Origin of the sequence: Solwaraspora sp. WMMA2059 (assembly GCF_027497315.1) — a bacterium.
GTDB lineage: Bacteria > Actinomycetota > Actinomycetes > Mycobacteriales > Micromonosporaceae > Micromonospora_E.
This window is the reverse complement of record NZ_CP114908.1, coordinates 2,446,716-2,468,927: the sequence shown is the minus strand read 5'-3', so window position 1 is coordinate 2,468,927 and position 22,212 is coordinate 2,446,716. Positions and strand designations below refer to the sequence as shown.

Annotated in this window: 14 protein-coding genes; 6 read left to right on the top strand and 8 right to left on the bottom strand. The window is 72.3% G+C overall.

Annotation, left to right across the window (positions count from 1 at the left end; translation table 11 throughout):
• Positions 1-123: 123 nt before the first annotated feature.
• Entirely contained in the window at positions 124-1,218 is a 1,095-nt protein-coding gene (locus O7553_RS11340; RefSeq protein ID WP_281555573.1) for a glycosyltransferase family 4 protein, read from the bottom strand.
• Between the two features lie 287 nt (positions 1,219-1,505).
• On the opposite strand from O7553_RS11340, the gene O7553_RS11335 reads away from it, so the two are divergent.
• The 3 genes from O7553_RS11335 to O7553_RS11325 are packed head-to-tail and all read left to right on the top strand — an operon-like array spanning position 1,506 to position 6,274.
• A complete protein-coding gene (locus tag O7553_RS11335; protein ID WP_281554758.1) occupies positions 1,506-4,241 on the top strand; it encodes a LuxR C-terminal-related transcriptional regulator in 2,736 nt (911 codons plus the stop codon).
• Positions 4,242-4,284: 43 nt separating this feature from the next.
• Positions 4,285-4,965: a BON domain-containing protein gene (locus O7553_RS11330; RefSeq protein WP_281554757.1), complete on the top strand. Its 681-nt coding sequence runs from the start codon at positions 4,285-4,287 to the stop codon at positions 4,963-4,965.
• A 28-nt stretch (positions 4,966-4,993) separates the two neighbouring features.
• On the top strand, positions 4,994-6,274 hold the full coding sequence (locus O7553_RS11325; protein WP_281554756.1) for a mechanosensitive ion channel domain-containing protein: 1,281 nt from the start codon (positions 4,994-4,996) through the stop codon (positions 6,272-6,274).
• A gap of 55 nt (positions 6,275-6,329) precedes the next feature.
• Here O7553_RS11325 and dnaK read toward each other — a convergent pair whose 3' ends face one another.
• Positions 6,330-8,114: a molecular chaperone DnaK gene (dnaK, locus tag O7553_RS11320; RefSeq protein WP_281554755.1), complete on the bottom strand. Its 1,785-nt coding sequence runs from the start codon at positions 8,112-8,114 to the stop codon at positions 6,330-6,332.
• Positions 8,115-8,309: 195 nt separating this feature from the next.
• On the opposite strand from dnaK, the gene O7553_RS11315 reads away from it, so the two are divergent.
• Together O7553_RS11315 and O7553_RS11310 are read left to right on the top strand one after the other, a co-directional pair.
• The gene (locus O7553_RS11315; RefSeq protein ID WP_281554754.1) at positions 8,310-8,498 is read left to right on the top strand and encodes a DUF2795 domain-containing protein; all 189 of its coding nucleotides are present in this window, start codon (positions 8,310-8,312) and stop codon (positions 8,496-8,498) included.
• 106 nt (positions 8,499-8,604) lie between these two features.
• On the top strand, positions 8,605-9,282 hold the full coding sequence (locus O7553_RS11310) for a methyltransferase domain-containing protein (protein WP_348650121.1): 678 nt from the start codon (positions 8,605-8,607) through the stop codon (positions 9,280-9,282).
• A gap of 12 nt (positions 9,283-9,294) precedes the next feature.
• Here O7553_RS11310 and O7553_RS11305 read toward each other — a convergent pair whose 3' ends face one another.
• Positions 9,295-10,779, bottom strand: a complete 1,485-nt coding sequence (locus tag O7553_RS11305; protein ID WP_281554752.1) for a hypothetical protein — start codon at positions 10,777-10,779, stop codon at positions 9,295-9,297.
• Positions 10,780-10,805: 26 nt separating this feature from the next.
• Positions 10,806-12,644 carry a S8 family peptidase gene (locus O7553_RS11300; RefSeq protein WP_281554751.1) on the bottom strand — a complete coding sequence of 613 codons (1,839 nt, stop codon included), beginning with the start codon at positions 12,642-12,644 and terminating at the stop codon, positions 10,806-10,808.
• A gap of 238 nt (positions 12,645-12,882) precedes the next feature.
• On the opposite strand from O7553_RS11300, the gene O7553_RS11295 reads away from it, so the two are divergent.
• Positions 12,883-17,436 carry an HAD-IC family P-type ATPase gene (locus O7553_RS11295; protein WP_281554750.1) on the top strand — a complete coding sequence of 1,518 codons (4,554 nt, stop codon included), beginning with the start codon at positions 12,883-12,885 and terminating at the stop codon, positions 17,434-17,436.
• A 17-nt stretch (positions 17,437-17,453) separates the two neighbouring features.
• Here the strand turns inward: O7553_RS11295 and O7553_RS11290 are convergent, their stop codons facing one another.
• From O7553_RS11290 to O7553_RS11275, 4 genes are all read right to left on the bottom strand, one after another.
• Positions 17,454-17,999 (bottom strand): hypothetical protein, encoded by a 546-nt coding sequence (locus O7553_RS11290; protein ID WP_281554749.1) that lies wholly within the window; start codon positions 17,997-17,999, stop codon positions 17,454-17,456.
• 108 nt (positions 18,000-18,107) lie between these two features.
• Positions 18,108-19,586 carry an NADH-quinone oxidoreductase subunit NuoF family protein gene (locus tag O7553_RS11285; protein ID WP_281554748.1) on the bottom strand — a complete coding sequence of 493 codons (1,479 nt, stop codon included), beginning with the start codon at positions 19,584-19,586 and terminating at the stop codon, positions 18,108-18,110.
• Positions 19,583-21,172, bottom strand: a complete 1,590-nt coding sequence (locus O7553_RS11280) for a hypothetical protein (RefSeq protein ID WP_281554747.1) — start codon at positions 21,170-21,172, stop codon at positions 19,583-19,585. Before O7553_RS11280 ends, O7553_RS11285 begins: the two co-directional genes overlap by 4 nt.
• Before the next feature lie 388 nt (positions 21,173-21,560).
• Positions 21,561-22,016 carry a hypothetical protein gene (locus O7553_RS11275; RefSeq protein WP_281554746.1) on the bottom strand — a complete coding sequence of 152 codons (456 nt, stop codon included), beginning with the start codon at positions 22,014-22,016 and terminating at the stop codon, positions 21,561-21,563.
• Between the last annotated feature and the right edge of the window lie 196 nt (positions 22,017-22,212).

Here is a 22,212-nt window from a genome sequence, read left to right as displayed (position 1 = left end):
CTCGTGCTCCACCCTACGCGGCTGGTCGCGAATCGCCACCCGGTAGTTGCGCAGTCGGCTGGCCGTGGGCCGCCCGCCTCCGCAGTTGGTGCGGGCGACGGCCAGCCGCCCGCACCAACTGGCTCAACCGTCGACCACCAGCGGCAACAGGTCGCGCTCCGGTCGCCGCGCCAGCTCCGGTTCGCCGTCGGACGGCACCGCGAGCGACATTGCGTACTTCCACCGGTGGTAGATCCGCTCGTACCGGGACGCCATCAGATCCGGCGAGAACGACAGCCGTACGTGCTCCGCGCACACCTGCGGGTCCAGTTCCCCGGCCTGCTCGATGGCCTCCGGTAGCTCGGCCGGGTCGGTGCAGACCATCCCCGTCTCGCCGTGTCGCACCACCTCCGGCACCGCACCCCGGTTGAGGGCGACGACCGGGGTGCCGCAGGCCATCGCCTCCAGCATCACCATCCCGAACGGTTCCTCCCAGCGGATCGGCATGAGCAGGCACCGGGCCTCGGTGAGTAGCTGCCAACACCGCTGTCGGTCGGGGTTGACCAGCAGTTCGACGTCGGGGCCGAGCATCGGCTGGACGACGTCCTCGAGATAGCGCCGCTCGGACGGCTCAGTCGCCTTGCCGGCGAGAACGAGCGGCACTCCGGCCTTGCGGCAGGCTTCGATCGCCAGGTCCGGGCCCTTGTCCGCGGCGAAACGTCCGAGCCACAGCACCGGGCCGTCGGCCGGCACCGGCTTGGGCCGAACCTCGGCGGCCAATCCGTTGTGCACAGTCGCTGCCCACGGCAGGCCGCTACCCACTCGACGCTGCGCGTAGGAAATCGCCACCAATGCGACGGATCGATCTATACCACGCAGATACTCACCTAGCTCGCCGTCCGGCGAATTGTGCACGGTGACCACCGTCGGTACCCGTCGGCGGGCGGCGGCGAGCGGACCGACTGTGGTGTGGTCGTGCACGACGTCGAAGGTGTCGTCCTCGATCAGCCGGTCCACCCGAGCCAGGTGCACGAGTTCCGGCAGTGAGTGACCGAGCCGGTCGGACTGCAACTCCCGGACGGTACTGACGAAGTTCGCGGCGGTCCCGGTCCGACTGCCGGCTCCAAAAAGCGTCACTTCGTTGCCCCGGGCGACCAACGCGTCGACCAGAGCGGCGCAGACCTGTTCGACGCCGCCGTAGCCGGGCGGAGGTAGCTCGTAGTAAGGCGGCACGATCATGGCAATCCGCAGCGGCTTGTGCTGCTCGGTGTGCGTGGACGGAACGTCGTTCACGGCGCACCCCCTGCGCTGAGCCGACACCACGGCCGGATGTTCACCGGGTACCCGGTAGGGAGGGATAAAAACTGATATGTCAGCGCCGGACGGGCCAAGGTAACTCAACCGGAATGGTCCGCTGCGACGATGGCGCGTTAGAACCGGACAGGTCGGGGAACGCCACCCGCGACACACAGTCAGGGCCGGCAGGCGCGCAGCCAGCACCGCCGGCACGGCGACGGGAGTGGCGGATGCGCACAGCCGGACAGGAAACCGTGGCGGGACACCATCGCGCGCTCCGGCCGACCGCCCCGACGAACCTCGATCCGGTGCCGCTGCTCGGATCGAAAACCGCCCCGCCTGCTCCACCGGCCGGCCTGCTCGACCGGCCACGGCTGACCGCCCGGTTGGAGATCGGTACGCGTGGCCCGTTGACACTGCTGGTCGCACCGGCCGGATGGGGCAAGACCGCGCTGCTGGCCGGCTGGTTCGTCGACCGACGGGCCAGGGGCAGTGCGATCTGGCTGACTCTCGAGCCCGCCGACCGCGGCGACCGGTTCTGGTCGTACCTGCACGCAGCGCTCGCCGCCGAGACGGCCCGCCGGCACCCGGACCGGCCCGCGCCGCCCGCTCCCGGCCGTGCCGATCCCGAGCTTTTCCTGCCCCGGTTCGCGTCGGTGATCGCCGCCCAGCCGGAGCCGGTCCTGCTGGTGCTGGACGACGCGCACACCATCACCGATCCCGAGGTGGTCCGGGGAATCGAGTTCCTGCTGCGGCACTGCCGTGGGCGGCTGCGTCTGGTGGCGGCCGGCCGCGCCGAACCGGCACTCGCACTGCACCGGTACCGGCTGACCGGTGAGCTGACCGAGATCCGGGCCGCCGAGCTCGCGCTGACCTTGACCGAGAGCGCCCGTCTGGTCGGCGCGCAGGGTCTCGGCCCGGCCAACGACCAGATCCGCGAGCTGCACCACCGGGCCGAGGGGTGGCCGGCCGGGGTGCGGCTGGCTGGCCTGGCGTTGCAGGCTGGCGAGAGACCCGCAACGGTACGGGAGTACGTCGGTGCCGATCCTGACCCGGCCGCCGACTACCTGTCCGCTGAAGTGCTCGCCGGGCAGGCTGCGCTGACACACCAGACACTCGTCCGCACCTCGGTGCTGGACCGGGTCTGCGGGCCGCTGGCCGACGAACTGACCGGGCGCGACGACGGCGAGGAGCAACTGGCCGCGGCCGCCCGCGACGCCGGCGGCTTCATCGTCGCTGCGGGCGGCGACCCGGCCTGGTACCGCTGTCACCGGATGCTCAGCGACGTGCTGTACGCCGAGTTGACCAGCCGGTTCCCTGACGAGATCCCGCAGTTGCACGAGCGGGCGTACCGGTGGCATCGCGCTCACGGCCGGCCACTGGCGGCGGTCCGGCACGGACTGGCCTGCGGTGACCTGCTCGGTGCCGGCCAACTGGTTGACGAGCACTGGCCCGAACTGCTGCTCTGCGGTCACGAGGACGCCCGACACACCCCGGTGCCCACCGGCCGGGACCTTGGCCATTCGGGCCTGGCGCTGGCTGCCGCCGTCGACCGGTTGGAGACCGCCGGCCAGGCGCCGGCCGGGCCGCCGCCGGACACCTTCGGCCAGGAACCGACCAGCATCGCCACCCGGCTCGTGGACGCGATCGACGGGAGATATCACGACGAGACGCTGAGCTACGCCGACGAGTTGTTCGCCACCAGCGGCCTGGCCACGACGACCGCAGGTGCACCGGCCGGGGGCACGGAGACCCTGGGTGAGCGGGCACGCGCGGTGGCGACGGCGATGCTCGGAACCGTCCGGTTCGCGCACGGCGACCTGGTCGGCGCCGAGGCGATGCTGAATGGCCTGGTCACCGCTCCGTCAACCGACGGGTACGGTTGCCCGACCCGGTACGCCGCCGGTCAACTGGCGCTGTTGCATGCCCGGCGGGGCGAGCTGACGGCCGCTCACCGCATCGCCCAGCAGACCCTGGTCACTGCGGCCTGCCCGGGACGTCGGTGTGCCGGCCACGCCGCCGCCGCTCATCTTGCGCTCGCCATGGTCGCCCTGTGCCGCGACGAACTGCCCGCCGCGACCCGGCAGCTGGATCTGGCCGCAGCGCTGGTCGTGCCCGGGACACCGGGGACGGTCACCGGGCTGCTCCCGGTGGTCCGGGCCGCGCTTCGACAGGCGGAGGGGGACTTCGCCGCAGTCGCCGATCTGCTCGCGACGGCACCGGTGGACCGGGACCCGCCCGACGGTCAGCACAGCCGGCTGCGCCGGCTGGCTCTCGCTGAGGCCCGAATGGCCTGCGGCGACCTCGACGGGGCCCGGGAACTGCTGTCGAACGAGATCCACGACGACCGCTCACCGGCGGTGACGATCGCACTGGCCCGGCTGCATCTGCTCGCCGACGGACCGGCCGATGCTCTGGCGGTGCTCCCCCAGTGGTCGGCACCGGACGGTGAACCACCGGCGGACCCGCTGGTGATCCAGACGCAACGCCAGCCGATGACCCTGCTCGAACGGTTGAACGCCGGGCTGGTCGCGGCCGTCGCCACCCACCGGATGGGCGACCGGCGTCAAGCCCGCGAGCTGCTCGAACAGGTGCTTGACCTGGCCGCCCCGGACGGTCACCGGCTGGTGTTCAACCACGCCGGATCTCCCGCGCGGGAGCTGCTGGTCGAGCACCTCGACTCACCGACCCGGCACCGGAACCTGGTCAATGATCTCGTCGACGGTGCCGGTCGGCGGCACGCCGACCGGCACCGTCCGGCGCCAGCGCTGACCGAACCGCTCACCGACCGGGAACTGACCGTACTGCGGTACCTGCAGGGCACGCTGTCCAACGGGGAGATCGCCGCCGAGCTGTTCCTGTCGGTGAACACAGTCAAGACCCACGTCCGCAACATCTACCAGAAGCTCGGTGCCCCCCGCCGCCGGGAAGCCGTACGCCGGGCACGTGAACTGCGTCTGCTCTGAGCCCACCGGCAGCCCCGGCACGACGACATTCGTTGGAGGAACATTGACCGCCGCGACCGTGCGTACGGACGAGGAGATCCAGCGTGACGTCCTCGAGGAGCTCAAATGGGACGCCCGGGTCCAGCCCAACGAGATCGGCGTGACCGTCCTGGAGGGCGTGGTGACGCTGCTGGGCTGGGTCGACAACTACGGCAAGAAGTGGGCGGCGGAACGCACCACCCACCGGGTACGCGGGGTGACCGCGGTCGCCAACGACATCGAGGTACGACTGCCCAGTTCGGCGGAGCGGACCGACGCCGATGTCGCCGGCGCCGCCACCCGAGCGTTGGAGTGGGACGCTTTCGTTCCGATCGAACGGCTCGAGGTGACCGTCGCCCACGGGTGGGTCACACTCAAGGGTGAGGTCGAATGGGAGTTTCAGCGACGAGCGGCGGAGCGGGCGGTACGTCGGCTGTCCGGGGTACGCGGGGTGACCAATCTGATCGCCGTCCGCCCCCGGATCAACCCTTCGGCACCGGAGCTGCGACGCAGCATCGAGGACGCGCTGGTGCGCAGCGCCGCCACCGACGCCCGGCAGGTCACCGTCGACACCGACGGTGGCCGGGTCATCGTCAAGGGGATGGTCCGCTCCTGGCTGGAGCGCGAGGAGGCGGAGCGGATCGCCTGGTCGGCGCCAGGAGTCACCGCGGTGGAGAACCGGATCACCGTGGAACCCGGTAGCTGACCGGGCGGCGGGCGGAGGTCACCGGGCGGTGTGGGACGAGCAGTTGGGCCGGGCGGTGGCGACGGTGGTCGTCGCGGTCGGTGGCTCGCTGGCCCTGGCCTGGCTCTCCGGCAAGGTGGTCCGGCAGGCGGCACGCGGCCGGGTCGCACCGTTCCTCAGCACCCTGCACCGCGAATGCCACCGGCCATGGAGCGCGACGCTGCTGGTCACCGGATTGCTGCTCGCGGTGCCGTTCAGCGGCATCACCGGCGAGGTCCGAGACGAGGCACTGCACATCCTGCTGCTCGCGCTGATCTACGCCGGCGCCTGGCTGGTGATCCGGATCCTGTTCGTCTTCGAGGACACCGCGTTCCGCCGGCTGCCAGTGGACATGGCGGACAACCGACGGCGGCGACGCGCCCGTACCCAGATCGGTCTGCTCCGCCGGCTCACCGCGGTCATCATCAGTATCGTCGCGCTGGCTGCGACGCTGATGACGTTCTCGCAGCTCCGGGCGTTGGGCGCGTCTCTGCTCGCCTCGGCCGGCGTGGCCGGGGTGGTGGCCGGCCTGGCCGCCCAGTCGGTGCTCGGCCACGTGTTCGCCGGGCTGCAGCTCGCCTTCAGCGACGAACTGCGCCTCGACGACGTCGTGGTGGTCGACGAGGAGTGGGGCCGGGTCGAGGAGATCCGGCTCACCTATGTCGTGGTACGGGTCTGGGACCAGCGCCGGCTGATTCTGCCGACGTCCTACTTCACCACCACCCCGTTCCAGAACTGGACCCGCAACGAGGCGCAGGTGCTGGGCAGCGTGATCCTGCACCTGGACTTCACCGCCGACATCGACGTGCTGCGGGCCGAGGCGCACCGCATCGTCGACGCCTCCGCGCTGTGGGACCGTCGGGAATGGGTGATGCAGGTGGTGGACGCGACCGAGACGACCATCTGCATACGGCTGCTCGCCTCGGCCGCCGACGCGCCAAGCTCGTGGGACCTGCGGTGCGAGCTACGCGAGGGCATCTTCGCGTTCCTCCGCCGGCACCATCCCGACTGGCTGCCCAGGGCCCGCAGCGAGCTGGCCGCTCCGGTCGAAGAGGAAGCACTGCCGCCGGCCCGGCACACAGCCGCCGGCCCGCCGACCGGCCGCACGGGCACGACCCGGTTGGGACGACCCGGTGCCGGCGGACCGGATCCGGGAAGCAGCCGCGGCACCGGACCGCGCGGAAGAGCGGCCCGCGCCGCCGGCACCCGGCAGTTCGGCAGTGCTGCGGCGAACCGCCGGCAACGGACGATCGATTCGGCCGCGGCTGATTCGCCGCGCCCCGGCGACTAGACGCCGGGCCGGCAACCGACGCCGGGCCGGCAACCGACGCCGGGCCGGACGTCAGTTAGTCGCGCTCGGTGCGACCAACTGCACCGGGAATCGCCGAAACGAACACGGCGGCGACTTGTCGCAGCTCCGCGGCGAGCGTCCGCAGCCGCTCCACCGGGGCGTGCTCACGCAACGCGCCCCCGGCGTCGTCGAGAAGCATCCGGGCCCGGGCGCGCTCGTGGGCGGGTGCTCCGGTGGCCGGTCCGGACAGCTCCCGCTCGACCAGCTCGATCAGTGACTCCAGATCCCCGGCAGGGTCGGTGGCGGCGGCCACCGGCCCGGCGTGACCCACCGACGACCGTGGCTCGACGATCTCGGTCACCACGATCGACTGACGGCTGCCGCCGTCGGCGTCGCGCGCCGAGATCGTCACCATTCCGTCGGCGTCCGTGTCTATGGTGACCTCGATCCGGGGCACCCCACGCGGCGCCGGTCGGATTCCGGACAACCGGAACCGCCCGAGGACCCGGTTGTCCGCAGCCTGTCGGCGCTGGCCCTGCCGGACGACGACGTCGACGCTGGTCTGGCCGTCCTCCGCGGTGGAGAAGACCTGGGTCCGACGGACCGGGATGGCGGTGTTGCGCTCGATGATCGCCGCCATCGTCCCGTCGTGTACCTGCAGTCCGAGGGCGAGCGGGGTGACGTCCCGCAACCGGGCCGGTCCACCCGTACCGATGAGCAGCCCGGCCTGCACTGCGGCGCCGAGCGCCACCACCTCGTCGGCGTTGATCAGCAACTGCGGCTCCTGACCGTCGGCCAGCCGGCGCAGCAGGTCACGCACCGCGGGGATCCGGGTCGCGCCACCGACCATCAGCACCCGGTCGAGGTCCGCCGGGGTGACCCGCGCGTCCCGCATCGCCTGCTCCACCGGATTGCGACAGCGTTCCACCAGGTCACCGGTGAGTTCGTCGAACGACGGCCGGTCGATCAGGGTCCGCAGGTGTTTGGGACCTGCGGCGTCCGACGCGACGAACGGCAGGTTGACCTCCGCCTCGGTGACCGCGGACAGTTCCTCCTTGGCCCGCCGAGCCGCCTCGACGACCCGCCGCCGGGTCTGCGGGTCCGCCGCCAGGTCGATGCCGTGGTCCCGGTGGAACTCGGCGACCAGGTGCTCCACCAGGCGGTGGTCGAAGTCGTCACCGCCCAGGTGCGTGTCGCCGGCCGCGGCGCGGACCTCGACGGTGCCGTCACCGGCGGTCAGTACGCTGACGTCGAAGGTCCCGCCGCCGAGATCGACCACCAGGATCGTCTGTCGCTGGCGCAGGTGCAGCCCGTAGGCCAGCGCGGCAGCCGTCGGTTCGTTGATCAGCCGCAGGATCTCCAGGCCGACGAGTCGGCCGGCCTCGCGGGTCGCGGTGCGCTGGGCGTCGTCGAAGTGCGCCGGTACGGTGACCACCGCCCGGTCGATCCGTTCACCGAGCGTCCTGGCCGCCTCGTCGACGAGGTTGCGTAGCACCAGCGCGCTGATCTCCTCCGGAGCGTACCGGCGGCCGTTGACGTCGAACCGGGCCAGACCGCCGTCACCGACCACGCCAAAGGCCACTTCGGCCGCTTCCCGACCGACCTCGTCGTAACGCCGTCCGGCGAAACGTTTGGCGGAGTGGACGGTCCCCTGCGGGTTGAGCACCGCCTGCCGGCAGGCGGCGTCGCCCACCAGCAGGGCGCCGGCCTCGGTGAACGCCACCACGGAGGGAGTGGTCCGCGACCCGGTCAGGTTCGGTACGACCGTGGGCCGGCCCCCCGAGACCGCGGCGATGACCGAGTTGGTGGTGCCCAGGTCGATTCCCACTGCGCGCGGCATGACCGTCCCCCCTCGTACCGGCGTCCGGCGCGGGCCGGTTGAGCTGTCGTGATCGTGGCAGCCGCCCGGATGACGCCGCGTCACCCGGGCGGAGTGAGCTCGGGTGGGTGACGGCCGGGCGTGCGACCGGACGTGGGTCATCTGACGCCCGCCGGGAAGGCGTAGACCGGCCCGGGGCCGGGTACCGCTGCCGCCATGACCGACGCACCGCGGCTCCCCGACTACGTCGACGGCCTGGACTTCCCGCTCTCCCGTGAGGACTTGGTCCGGCGGGCACAGGAACTCGGCGCGGACACCGCGTTGCTGCAGGCGCTACGGGCGCTGCCCGCCGAACGGTTCGTCAACGCCGAGCAGTTGCTGGCCGAGATCGGCCCACCCGGCTGAACCCCCGACCCACGACGGACGGTGTGCACGTACCGCGTTTCGTCCGGTTGACGCCGGGTACCGGCGTCGGGTGTTCTACGCGGAGTTCTCCAGTACCCGGCACCGGTTGCACGACGGTTACCTGACCACCACCGCCAGCGATCTGCTGGCCGCCGATCCCCGACTGCGCGACCTCGACGTCGAGGTCCGGTTCGACGGCGGCGTCGCGCATGTGACGGGCGACGTCGCCGACGAGGCGGCACTGCGGCGGGTCCGCGAGGCGATCGGACGGTTGGCGGGGGTGCACGGGGTCTGGGACCGCGTCCGGATCGCCGGCGCCGAGCCGGTAGTCCTCGACATCGGCTGCGGCGACGGCCCGCAGTACCCCGGCAACATCGGCCTGGACCAGCGACCGGGCAAGGCGGTGGCGGTCGTCGCCGATCTGCGTGACGGCCTGCCGATGCGCGACGACGCGGCGGATCAGATCTTCGCGGTGCACGTGCTGGAGCACCTGACCGACTACCTGCGCCTGATAGACGAGTGCCACCGGGTGCTGCGGCCCGGCGGTGTGCTGCATGTGCTCTCCCCGTGGTGGCGGCATGTCAACGCGGTCGCGGACCCGACCCACCTGCGGTTCTTCGACCTGCAGACGATCAAGGGCATCTGTCAGCAGCCCGGGGCCGCCGGACGCTGGTATCCCCAGCACGCCTCCTGCGACGGGGCCACGGTCTTCGCCGACCTGGTCGCCGCCCGTCCGAACGATCCCGAGCCGTCACCCGGCCACCTCGCCCGGTTCTTCGACTAGTCGCCGGCCGGGTCAGGCCCCGGCCGGCGGCGGCACCAGTCCGCCGGCCACCAGGACCAGCCAGGTGAGTTCCGGAAGGACGATGTCGCTGTGCGCGCCGGCCGGTGGCCCTCCGCGGCGCACGACGGCGGTGGCGTTCACGTTGTGGACCCGGCGATGCTCCAGTCGGTAACCGCCGTGGCCTGTTGCCGCCAGTGGCAACGACCGGGCACCGACGGCGGTGGCACCGTGGAAGCCGAGTGCCCCCCACCGCTCGGCGAGCGCCGGGGTCGCTGCGGCGTCGTCCCCAGCGGCCAGCGAGGCGAGCGGATAGAACACGCCCAGGGCCGAGTCGTTGGTCGAGAAGCAGACCGAGACCGGCCCGTCGATCCGGGCCGGCAGCCCGGCCAGAGCACCGGACCGGACCGGATCGAACGGCAGCGCCGGGGCGAAGGCGAACCTGGAGAACGCCCCTTGCAGCAGGGTCAACGACCGTACCGGGCGAACCGCTCCGCCGGCTGCCGGCTGCGCCGCGTCGGCGGCGAAGCTGACCAGCCGAGCCCCGAAGCTGTGCCCGACCAGGTGGATCCGCACGGACGGCGCCATCGTGGCGAGCCGGGTCAGCACCGGCCCCAGGCCGGCCCGCCCGATCCGGCCGGCCCGGCCCTTCATCTGCCAGTAGGTCAGTTGCCGCAGCGCCTCCTTGGCCCCGTACCAGATTCCGCGCAGCGGGTCCACCAGCCCGGCCGCGCCGCCGACCGCCGCGTCCAGTGGGGTGTGGCAGCGCCGCAGCTCGTCGAGGAAGCGGGCGTACAAGGTGACCGGGTCCACGTCGAGCATCGCGGGCAGCGCCGATGCGGGTCCGGCCGGAGCCGGACCGTCCACAGGTCTCCCGGCCCTCGCCCGGACCGGGCTGGTCGGTACCGCGTCGCCGTCGTCGCCGCAACCGTCGTCGGCCACCGTCGCGAACTGGCGGAGTTCGTTGGCGAAGGCCCGCACCCGGGCCTGGGTAGGCGAGGTGCGCAGCAGGTGCGCCATCCGGTCCAGGGCCGGCGCGCCAGCAGGGAAGGTGGCCCGCAGCACGTTCAGCGTCTCGTCGTCCAGAACCGCCGATCGGGGACGGCCCGTGCCGCGACGGCCGACCGGACCTGCCCCGGCACGGGCACCGGCGAGCCCGGCCGGGCCGGGACCGGGCCAGGTCGCGCCGACCGGCTCGAAGTCCGGTGCCGGCTCGTCGGGCCACCGGCGCGCCGGCCAGTGCACGCCGACCAGCCCCAGACTCTCGGCCCACGGTCCCGCCCGCCGGGCCTGGCCGGCGAGCAGGTTGAAGAAGGCGGCGTAGAGCGCGTCAGCGACATCCCGATCGTTGTTCCAGCCGTGCGCGAGCACCACCAGATCGGTGACGCCACGGGCGCGGGCACCGGACAGCAGCGCGGCCACCGACACCGGGTCCGGATCCCCTCCGGCGTCGAAGCGCAGCTCCCACCATGGAAGACCGCCGATCCGTCGGTCCATCATCGGGCCCCTCCCGCCGCCACCGGTGGTCACACCGACTGCAGTGCCCGCATCAGGTCCACCAGCCCGTGGCCCTGGTAGCGCCGGTCGCGGCCGAGCGGCACGGCGGTGTCGAGCAGGATCTGCTTGATCCGCTCAGGCTGGCCGATGAACTCACGACGCACCGACAGGAACGCAGCGACCGCACCGGAAACATGTGGTGCCGCCACACTCGTACCGGACTCCTCCAGGTAGACCGCCGTGCGCGGGTCCGGGCCGCCGGCCTGGGTGGTGGCCAGCCGGGCACCCGCCGCGCAGGAGACGATCCGCTCGCCGGGAGCGACCAGGTCGGGCTTACGGCGGCCGTCGCCGGTCGGCCCCTTCGAGGAGAAGTAGGACACCCCGTAGGTGTGCGGCATGTCGCGGTGCGTCGACCCGACCGTGATCGCGCGTTCGGCGTTGCCCGGATCGTTGATCGTCGCGCCCAGCGTGAATTGCGACGGTACGCCGAACGGCGCGCCCACCGCGCCGTACCCGGAGTTCCCGGCGGCGGTCACCACGACCACCCCGGACCGGACCAGTTTGTCCACCTCGCGGCAGAGTGGGGACTGGCCACATGCGAACCACTCCGGATCGAACTCGTACCCGACGCTGAGGTTGACCCCGTGGATGCGCATCACCCGGTCGCTGCGCGCGTTGACCTCGCGCACGTAGGCCAGCGCGGCGATCACCCGGGACACCCGTTCGGTGAGATCACCCCCGCCGTGCAGCACCTTCAGGCTGACCAACCTGGCCAGCGGCGCGACACCCACCATCGAGGCCGGATCGACCACCGGGCGTGACACCGGGACCGGGACGGCCGGATCGTCGATGTCGTAGCGGTGCTCGATCACCCGTACCGTCCGCTGCGGATGCCGACGCACCCAGTCGTCCACGCCGCCGGCGATGATCCCCGCGACGTGGGTACCGTGGCCGCTGTCGTCGGTCAGCGCGTCATGTGACCGGGGCCGCGCCCCGGGCGGGAAGCTGCGGTGCAGGTCGCGAACCTCGGGTGCGCTGAGCGTCGCGTAGCTGGCGAAGTGCGGGTGCCGCGCGTCGATGCCCGAGTCGACCACCGCCCAGACGATCCGTTCGCCGGTGGCGTTGAAGGTCCGCCGGGCCGCGTCCGCCTTGATGGTGGCCGCCGAGACGTCGATCTGAGGCCGGACCGGGAAGTCCGGCCAGATCCGGTGCACGCTGCGCTGATGCGGATCGCCGATCACGGTGTCCGCCGCTACCAGCCGCTTCATCTGGTTGACGCTGAGTTCACCGACGACGTACTCGCCGGCCAGTGGCCGGGGGTGCCGACCCGCGGTGACCCGGAACCAGAGTCCGGCCAACTGCTCGGTGGCGCGCTGCGGTCCGCCAGCGAAGTGCAGGTTGACCGCGACCAGCACCGGCACCGGCTCGTCCGGGCCGAGTGGGAAGCCGAGGCGCTGCCGCCCGGTTACCGCCCGCAACGGATCGGTGATCACCCCGGGCGCGGCGAGCGGTGCTGGACTGTCCGGACCGGGCGCGCCGTTGCCGACGGTGGCGGGCGGCCCGTCGGGTGCCGGCACAGCCGATGCCCGGTGGCCGGCCAGCAGCGTAGCCCGCGCCCGACCGGCGTCGGTCAACGACCAGGTCCGGCCACCGGTGACCAGGTTGGCGGCGCGCAGCCGGTCCAACGCCTGCCGGACCCGGTGGTGCCACTGCGGTTCGCCGTCGCGGTCGGCACGCTCGGCGTCGCCGAGCCGGTCACCGTACCGGAAGGCCACCTCGCGCAGCACCGCAGCGAGCCCGGGGGCGGCCCGGGGGCGGCCGGCGAGCGCGATCAGCGTACGGCTGTCCCAGTCATCCGGCTGCGTCACGGCGGTCCCCTCCCACCAGCGCCGCGAACGGCCGATCGACGACCGCAGCGGCCACCTCAAGCATAGAGCGACGAGACAACTACTTGAAGTGAGCAATCGACCTCACTTCCGGACCGCCACCGGCCCCGAAAACAGGAAACCTGCTCAGCTACGCATCGCCCGGCTCTACGGTGAGGAGACGAGAGCCATCACAGACCGTCATCCCCCGGGGCGGACCGACGCCAGGGAGGTGACGCCCGTGCTGGAGCGTCCGGCAGCCACTATCAGCTCGGTACGGCACCGCCGGATGGCCCACGCCCGGCACGCCTGGGCCTACGACGGCCACGCCCATCTCGAGGTCAGCACGGACGACCATGGTCGGGCGATCGCCGACGTGCAGCGGCTGGAGCAGGCTCTGCACGAGGTCGACGGGGTGCACTGGGCGGCCTGGAACGGCGCGCTGGGCCGGATGGTGATCCGGTTCGACCCGGAGGTGCTCGGCAACTCCCGGCTCGTCGCCGCGCTCGCCGACGCGGAGCGGCGCCTCGCCCCGCGAGCGACCGGCACCACCCACGTCGACGCCGGCCTCGGTAACGCCGTGTCACTGGCCGGTGATCTGATCGGCGCCGGTGTCGGAGCTGTAGGCAAGGTACTCCGGCTGCCCGCACTACCCAACGAACTCGCCGCACTGCCCGCCGCCTTCGAGCACGTGCCGCAGCTGCGTTCCTGGTTGCGCCGTACTCTCGGCCCGGTCGGCGCCGACCTCGGTCAGGCGTTGTTCAGCACCGCCGTGGCAGCGGCCTCACAACGCCCGCTGACCAGCCTCACCGACGCCGTACTGCGGGTCGCGCTGATCGCCGAGGATTCCGCCTACCACAAGGTGTGGGCCGCCCGGGCCCACGAACTGCATCCCGACCCGGACAGCAGTCGCGCACCGGCGCTGCCGGCGCCGGACCGCCCTCGACCGTTGCCGGACGGCCCGATCGAGCGGTACGCCCAACGGATGAGCACGCTGACCCTGGTCGCCGCCGGAATGCTCACCATGCTGCCGGGCGGCCGGCAGCGTGCCGCCCGAGTCACCGCGGTCGCGTCCCCGCGCAGCGCCCGGACCGGCCGCGACGCCTACTGCGGGGAGCTCGGCCGGTTCCTCGCCCGGCGGGGCGTGGTGGTGCGGGAAGCCGCCGCGCTGCGCCGGCTGGACCGGGTCGACACGGTGATCGTCGACGCCTCGGTTCTACTCACCGGCCGCACCCTGGTCACCGCGGTGGTCCCGATCAGCGCAACAGAGGAGCAGGCCCGCCGGGTCGCGGCCCGACTGGTCGATCCCGCCACCGACCCGGGGGACGGCCGCGACCAGCCCCAGCCGCCCCCCGGCAGAGCAGACGCCGGCGAAGCCACCGACGGCTGGGCGTTGACTGCCCCGCACCGGCTCACCCATGCGTTGCCAGCCGACCTGCTGGACCGGCTCGGCAGCAGTGCTCCGCCGAACGGCGCCCGGGCCGGGACTCCTGGCGGCGACCTGCTGGTGCTCACCCACCACGGAGAGCCGATGGCCCTGGTACGCGCCGAGGCCGAGCTGGACCCGCTGGCGGAGGCGCTCACCACGGCAGCCCGCCGGGTAGGCCAGCTGCTCATCGCGGGCCGCAGCCGGGCCGGCCGCAGTCCGGCGACCGGCCCGACCGGCAGCATGCTCGCCAGCCGCTGCCAGGCGGCGGGGACGGTGGCCGGGGGATCGAAACTGGCCGCCTCCGTACGGACGTTGCAGCAGGCCGGTCACGGGGTCACCCTGATCGCCGCCCGTAACGACGTCGCCCTGGCCGCCGCAGACTGCGGAATCGGGGTGATCCGGGCCGCCGCCCGGCGCCCGCCCTGGGGTGCTCACCTGATCTGCGCGCCCGGGTTGGAGACCGCCTGGCTGGTACTGGAGGCGACGGCGTTGGCCCGTTCGGTGAGCACCGACAGCGCCCGGCGTGCCATGCTCGGCTCCGTCGCCGCCGCCGCGCTCGGCGTGCTCGACGGTAGCCCCCGTGGCGGCTCGCGGTCGTTGCTGATCGACAACGTGGCTGGCCTGGTCAACCTGGCGATCGGGCACCGGGCGGCCCGAGGGCTGCGTGGACGGCCGACACCCGCGCCGCGAAGCCGGGCGCCCTGGCACGCCATGCCGGTCGACGAGGTGCTCACCCGGCTCGGCTCCTCGACCGAAGGGCTCAGCGACGTACAGGCCCGACAGCGACAGGCTGAACAGTCCGGTGGTCAATCCGACGACGGACCGGCCCGGGGCCTGTGGCAGGCCACCGCAGCCGAGTTGGACACCCCGCTGACCGGTCCACTGGCCGCCGGTGCCGGGGTGTCGGCGATGACCGGATCGACCGTCGACGCCGTCATGGTGCTCTCGGTGATCATGGCAAACGCGCTGCTCGCCGGTGCCCAGGAGATGGCGGCCGGGCGGGCGCTGCGCCGGCTGCTCAGTGCCGGGGCCCTGCGGGTACGGCTGCAGCGCGACGGGGAACAGCACGTCCGACCGGCGGAGGACCTGGTGGCCGGCGACCTCATCTGCCTGGAAGCCGGCGACTCGGTGCCCGCCGACTGCCGGCTGGTCACCGCGAACGGGCTGGAGATGGACGAGTCCAGCCTCACCGGTGAGTCGGTGCCGGTAGCGAAGACCGTCGACGGCACCGGAGCCGACGCGGTCGCCGACCGCACCAGCATGGTGTACGCGGGCAGTACCGTGGCCGCCGGCACGGCAACCGCCGTCGTGGTGGCGACCGGTCGATCGACCGAGGCTGGCAGCTCCGTCGACCAGGTGCAGGACGAGTCCCCCCGGGGCGGGGTGCAGGCCAGGCTGCGTCAGATCACCTCGGCGTCGGTACCGACCGCGCTCGCCGCCGCCGCGGCGACCCTCGGCAGCGGGCTGTTGCGGGGCCGGCTGGCCGAATCGGTCGGGTCCTCGGTGGCCCTCGCCGTCGCCGCCATCCCCGAAGGGCTGCCGTTCGTCGCCACCGCCGCCCAGCTCAGTGCGAGCAGACGGCTGTCCCGGCACAACGTGCTGATCCGGGATCCCCGGGCGATGGAGGCGCTCGGCCGGGTCGACGTGATCTGCTTCGACAAGACCGGCACCCTAACCCAGGGATCGATCCGGCTGCAGAGTGTCTGCGACGGCCGCCGAACCGAGCCGGTCGACGCGCTGGGCTCCGACCTGCGACGGATTCTGTCGGCGGCGCTGCGGGCCACCCCGGTTCCGGACGGCGATCAGAAACTGCCTCACCCGACCGACCAGGCGGTGGTCGACGGCGGGTACTCGGCCGGGGTGGGCATCCGCGAAGGCGCCGAAGGCTGGGAACCCCTCGCCGAGCTGCCGTTCGAGCCGGGCCGGGGCTTCCACGCGGTGCTCGGTACCTGCCCGGGTGGTGCCGTCATCAGCGTCAAGGGCGCCCCGGAGACGGTGCTGCCGCGGTGCGCGACCTGGCGCCGCACCGACGGGGTGGTGCCGCTGGACGACGCCGGCCGCCGCGAGATCGACCTGGCCATCGACGGGCTGGCCCGCAACGGTTTGCGGGTACTCGCCGTCGCCGGTCGGGTCGCGTCCGGTCGCCGGGACCTCGACGACGACCGGATCGACCGGTTGGAGCTGCACGGGTTGCTCGGCCTGGCCGACCCGCCACGCGACACCGCCGCCGACGCCGTCCGGCGGCTGCGCCGCGCCGGGATCACCGTGGTGATGCTGACCGGTGACCATCCGAGCACCGCCGAGTCCATCGGCTCGCAACTCGGCCTGCTCGACGGCAGCGCGGTAGTCACCGGGGCGGACCTCGACGCCGCCGGACCGGACCAGCTGCCCGAACTGGTGTCCCGGACAGCGGTCTTCGCCCGGGTCAGTCCGGCCCACAAGGTCGCCGTGGTCCGGGCGCTGCGCCAGGCGGGCCGGGTCGTCGCGGTGACCGGTGACGGCGCCAACGACGCACCGGCGATCCAACTCGCCGACGTCGGAATCGCCCTCGGCGATCACGGCACCAGCGCCGCCCGCCAGGCGGCGGACATGATCGTGGTCGACGGCCGGATCGAGAGCATCGCCGAGGGTGTGGCCGAAGGGCGGGCGATGTGGGTGTCGGTGCGTGAGGCCCTCGCCCTGCTGCTCGGCGGCAACCTGGGGGAGATCCTCTTCTCGGTCGGCAGCTCGCTCATCGCCGGCCAGCAGGCACTCAACCCCCGGCAGATCCTGTTCGTCAACCTGATGACCGACCTGCTGCCGGCAATCGCCGTGGCGTCCCGCCCACCACGGGGAATCAGCGCCGACGAACTCGCCCGCGAGGGACCGGAGTCGTCGCTCGGCGCCAGTCTCAACCAGCAGGTCGCCCGGCGGGCGGCGGCGACCGCGCTGGCCACCACCGGAGGTTGGCTGACCGCCCGGTTCACCGGCACCCCCGCCCGTGCCGGCAGCGTGGCGCTCGCCGCGCTGGTGGCCGCCCAGTTGGCGCAGACCGCGGTCGCCGCGAAGGGTGATCCGACGGTACTGGCGGCCGCCGGGGTGTCGCTCGGGGCGTTGTTCGGGGTGGTGCAGACGCCGGTGGTCAGTCAGTTCTTCGGCTGCCGTCCACTGGGACCGGTCGGCTGGTCGATCGTCGGCGGTTCGGCGGTCGCCGCGGCAGGGCTCGGGCTGCTGCCGCTGGAACGGATCGAACGGCTCCGCCGGACCCGCCTGGGCCGGTTGACAACGGATGTCGCTCACCGGGGCGCCGGTCACCGGGTACGCCGGGCCGTCCGCCCGGTGCGCCGGCTGCGGCCTACCGGCACCGACGCCCCGGTCCCGGTCTGACACCCGGAGTCGGCGGCCTACGCCGCCGCGCTGATCTGGCGTTCGAAGCGCTGCCGTAAACCGTCCGCCCGTTGCGGGTCGGTGAAACCCTTGAACGCCTGATCGACGAACTCCGCCGGGATCATCGCCTCGACCTGGGTCCGAAAGTCCTGGTCGAGCTGGGCGACGGTCAACTCAGGCGGATCGGTGAGCCGGGCCACGATCGGGCCGGCGTTCATCCGGGACAGCAGGTACGGCGTGCCCGGCGTACCTGTCGCGCACAGGTAGTAGCCGTAGGCCGTGCCCACGTCGTCGGATCGGACGGTGGCCGGGTCCAGCCGCCAGACCTCCGCAGTGCACAGCATCCGTTCGTCCGGGTTGACCTCGTGGCCGTGCGCGGCGTGCTCGTCCGCAGTGGACTGCTCGATGGTGGTCGCGATCCGCAGCGCGGCGTCGTCGCGCAGTTGCGCCTCGGTCAGCACCGGCGCGGTCGCCGCGGTCGAGTAGTGCAAGCCACCCGCGAGCAGTATCAGCACCAGCAGCTCCGGTACCAGCCACCACGCCGCGACGCGTCGGCGCGACACCCGAGGCAGATTGACATATTTCAACACCACAGCAGTGTCTCAGCAGCCGGTCGGGAAGGGAAGCCGCCGACGTGCCGGTTTGCGAAGCGGGACGGCCGGCGGCTGCGGTCAGTGGCCGCCCTTGCCCTCGCCGAACCGCAACGCCAGCGCCGGACACATGTTGACCGCCTTGCGGGCACCCGGTTCCAACCACACCGGAACCGGGGACGGCGGGAAGGCCGGATAGCCGTTCGCGTCGAGACGGATGAACTCCGGAACCACGTGTGCGCACAGGCCGTGCCCGTCGCACCGGGTCCAGTCCACACTCAGCCGCTTGGTGCCGCCGGACGGCGCGTCAGCCGGCAACGGGAGGACACCCTTGACCGGCTTGCCGCAGCCGTCGCCCTGGGCGTGGGCGGCCAGGTCCTCGGTGAACACCTCCAGCGCCGAGATGGCGAACCGGGACGTACCGTCCGGATGGCTGCAGGCACCCCGGCCCTTCACCACACTCGCCGCAGCCCGGACCATATCGACCGCCGCGCTGCCGATGACCAGGGAGTCGACGGTGCGGGCCAGGTCCGGCAGGCCGAGCCGACAGGGCCCGCACTGCCCGGCCGACTCACCGGCGAGATAGTGCACCACCCGGGCGACCTCGCCCATCGGACAGGTGCTGTCGCCGAGCGGGATCGTGATGCCGGCGCCAATCGTGCCACCGACCTTGGTGAAACCTTTCCGGGACACGTCGACCACGGACACCGCCTCAGGGGTGATCCACTTGCCGTGGAAGCCACCGATCAGCAGCCCCGGTCCGACCGGTGCCTCGCACAGTTCCAGAATGTCCCGCAGCGGGGTCCCGGTGGGGCACTCCACCACGGCCGGACGGGCGGCGGACCCGCCGATGGTCAGCAGCACCGTCCCCGGTTCGTCGGCCAGGCCGACCGCGCCGTACTCGTAGGGGCCGAGCCGGGCGGCGATGGCGAGCTGGGAGTACGTCTCCGCGTTGGACAGCAGCGTCGGCAGGCCGGACACCCCGGAGTCACTGGCCCGGACCTTGACGCCGGGTGGGATGTGCGGGAGACCGTTGATGCCCCGGACCAGCGCCCCGCCCTCGCCGGAGATGAACCGGTGCGGGACGGTGACGATGCTGGCCGGCACCGGCATCCGGCGTTCGGCCAGCGCCGCCGACAGCGACGCGCCGCCGACGCCGTCGTCGGCGACACCGATGACGATCTCGTCGGCCTCCAGCGCGTACGCCGCCAACGCGGCGCCGTCCAGGATCAGGTGCGGGGCTCGGGTGAGCAGCACCTTGTCCTTCCAGCTGGCTGGCTCCCCCTCGGTGGCGTTGACCACGACGACAACCGGTTTGTCCTGCTTGTCGGCTGACTCGACGACCGCCTTGACCTTGCGGTGGAACGGAAACCCGGCGCCGCCCCGTCCCCGCAGGTCGATCGCTTCGGCCAAGCGCATCAGGTCGTCGACCGACAGTGGTCCGACCCCGCCGTGCACCTGTTCGTGCGCCCGCAGATCGAGCCGACCGAACTCCTCGAACCCGGCGGTCAACCGGGGCGGGCCGACGGTGGCGACCGGCGGGACCGATGCCGTGCTCAATTCGCCTCTCCTCGAAGCTGCGTCCAGTACTCGTCGTCGGAATCCTCCGCGTCCCGACGTCGCCGGGACCGCCGGCTGCCCGCGGACTCCGCCGCAGCCGCCCGCTGGGCCCGCCGGGAGGCCAGATCGACCAGCGTCGGGGTGTCGTCGGCCGGCAGGTAGTCATCCAGCTCCCGGTCCACCGGTGCCGGATCGGGGTCGGCCCGGTAGCGCGACGCCCGACCGCGGGCCGGCTCGGCGGAGACCGGACGGTCGTCGAACCGGCCGCGCGGGCCGGCCCCGGAAACCGGACGGTCGTCGGCGAACCGGCTACGGGCACCGGTGCCCGAGACCGGACGGTCATCAGCGTAGCGGCCCCGGGAGCCGATGGTCTCCGCCACCGAACGCCGTGACTCGCGAGGCTCGTAACCACCGTCGTCGGCGACCTGGCGCCGCCGGCCGCCGGCCGGCTCGGCGTAGCGCCGCTGGTCCGGCTCCTCGGTGTAGCGCCGGCGTGCGCCGGTGTCGTCCTCGGCGTACCGGCCCCGGCCAGTCTCCTCCTCGGCGTAGCGACCGCGGCCGGAGTCGGACCGGCGGTACTCCCGGGAGTCCTCGGTCGCGGCCGGACGCGACCGCGGTGCGGGTCGTCCCACCTCGGGTACCCGGTACCGGTCGGCGGACCGGGTGGACGTGCCGCGCCCGGCACCGGCCGGCGCCCATGAATCGATCATGTCCACACCACTGTCGCCGAACGACCCGAAGCGGGCGGTCGCCGGTTCCAGGCTGATCCCGTCGTCCCGGCTGCCCCGGCGGCGCGACGATCCGGATCCGGACCGGGAGTCGTCGGCCATCCTGCCGACCGGCTTCATCGAGGTGCCGGTGGCCTGCGACACGAACGGCTTCTTCTTGCCCACGCCGGTGGCGAACCGGACCAGTAGAGCGATCACCACCAGCACGACGCAGATCACGTAGCTGAGCGTCACCCAGGTCGCCGGAGGTCGGCCGGTGCCGAGTCCGTGCGTGATCCCGATCGGCCATGCGACGTAGGCGCCGCTGTGCAGCGCTCGCCACAGCCACGGCGGGCCCACACCGACCCACCGGGCCCGCGCCAGACCGGTCCACATAATGGCGAACATGAGGTACGCCGCGAGGGTGCCCATACCCACGTAGATCGCCTGACCGCCGCCGAGGAACGGGATGAACGCCCCGACAGCGGAGACCGCACCGGTGGTGATCTGCGTGATGACGTGCAGCACCAGGAAGGTGATCGCCATGATCCCGGTGGTGCGGTGCGCCGACTGCAGCAGCACCCGGTGCCGGGGCAGCAGCACGATCCGGTCGGTCGCCAGCAGACCGACCATCACCGTGATGCTGAGCGCGACCAGGGCGAAGACGCCACCGAAGAAATCCAGGAAGAAGAACGCGTAGACGTACCCGACCCGGCCTGCCGACGTGAGCATCGCCAGGGCCCAGAAGGCCGCCAGCACCGACGCCGAGAGAATCAGGACCGAAAGGCGGGACGGCTGTCGCCCGCCGGAGAGTTCTGCCCTGGGGCCGGCGGGTCGCTGGTTCTGGTTCGTCCGCGCCATCTGCTCCTCGATCTCCACTCGGTGCCATCCACACACCCGCACCGGCCGGACCGATCCGCCCGGTCCACCGCGAGTGCCCTGCCCTTGGCTTGGCGCCGGAGAAACCGTACCGCTTCCCGGTCGTTTCGCCCGCTCCAGTGCCGTCCCTCAGCATCTACGTAGTTGAGGCGTCGACGGATGAACGGCACGCGGATTTGATTGTCAGGTCACCAGGCTGCCGGAATCATCCCGCTACCTACCACTCAATCCACGTGCAAAAACGTACCTGGCGACACACAAAGTCACCGTATGATCACAATAGATTCTAAGCCGAAATTAAGATGCCCCTCCGGCGACCGCGAGGAGGGCGGCGCCGGAGGGGCGGGTTCCCGGGTGAGCGGCGGGAACCTGTCTGTGTCGGCCGGAGTCAGTCCTCCCGCAGCTCACAGGTGGCGAGCTGGTCCAGACCGGCCGGGTGCTGCCCCTGCCGACCGATCGAGATCGCGATCCGCTCGATCGCCGCCGCCCGCTTACTCGCCAACGGACCAAGAATCGCGTTGTCCACGAAGTTGGGACCACCCTGACCCTGACTGCTCACCAACCGCGCGTTGGCCTCGGCAAGCTGCGTCTCCAGCGCCTGCAGATTCCGGTCCACCTCGGCCTGCGCCGCCGCCGGCACCGCCGGCAACCGGTCCACCACGCTCGGACAGACGATCACCCCGACATCGTTGGCGGCAGAGGTGTCCGCCGCCGCGAGACCGAGACCGGCCCCCATGATCACAGCCGCCAAGCCGACCGTGCCGGCCACCTTCCACCGCCGGGAGTTCAACGGCGAGGGACCGACCGGGTGGTCGACCCTCCGCCGGGGAGAACGCGAGTACATGGGACTGACAACCTAACCCTTCTGGGGACAGTTGCCGGTAGCCGCGCCGCTCGATCGACGGCATCCCGGTGGGCCGCACGGCCCGTGTCCGGCGACGCCCCGAGCGTGGGGCCGCCAGACACTGTCGGAGGATGTTCGGTGAGGCGTCGGCGGTCTCCGCCGGTGTCTCGACCATGCATACGGCGGTCCGACGGGG

Bases quoted from the DNA above. Each gene is read 5' to 3' on its own strand.
- O7553_RS11340 (WP_281555573.1), bottom strand. From the start codon at position 1,218: ATGATCGTGCCGCCTTACTACGAGCTACCTCCGCCCGGCTACGGCGGC.
- O7553_RS11335 (WP_281554758.1), top strand. From the start codon at position 1,506: ATGCGCACAGCCGGACAGGAAACCGTGGCGGGACACCATCGCGCGCTC.
- dnaK (WP_281554755.1), bottom strand. From the start codon at position 8,114: ATGCCGCGCGCAGTGGGAATCGACCTGGGCACCACCAACTCGGTCATC.
- O7553_RS11315 (WP_281554754.1), top strand. From the start codon at position 8,310: ATGACCGACGCACCGCGGCTCCCCGACTACGTCGACGGCCTGGACTTC.
- O7553_RS11305 (WP_281554752.1), bottom strand. From the start codon at position 10,779: ATGATGGACCGACGGATCGGCGGTCTTCCATGGTGGGAGCTGCGCTTC.
- O7553_RS11275 (WP_281554746.1), bottom strand. From the start codon at position 22,016: ATGTACTCGCGTTCTCCCCGGCGGAGGGTCGACCACCCGGTCGGTCCC.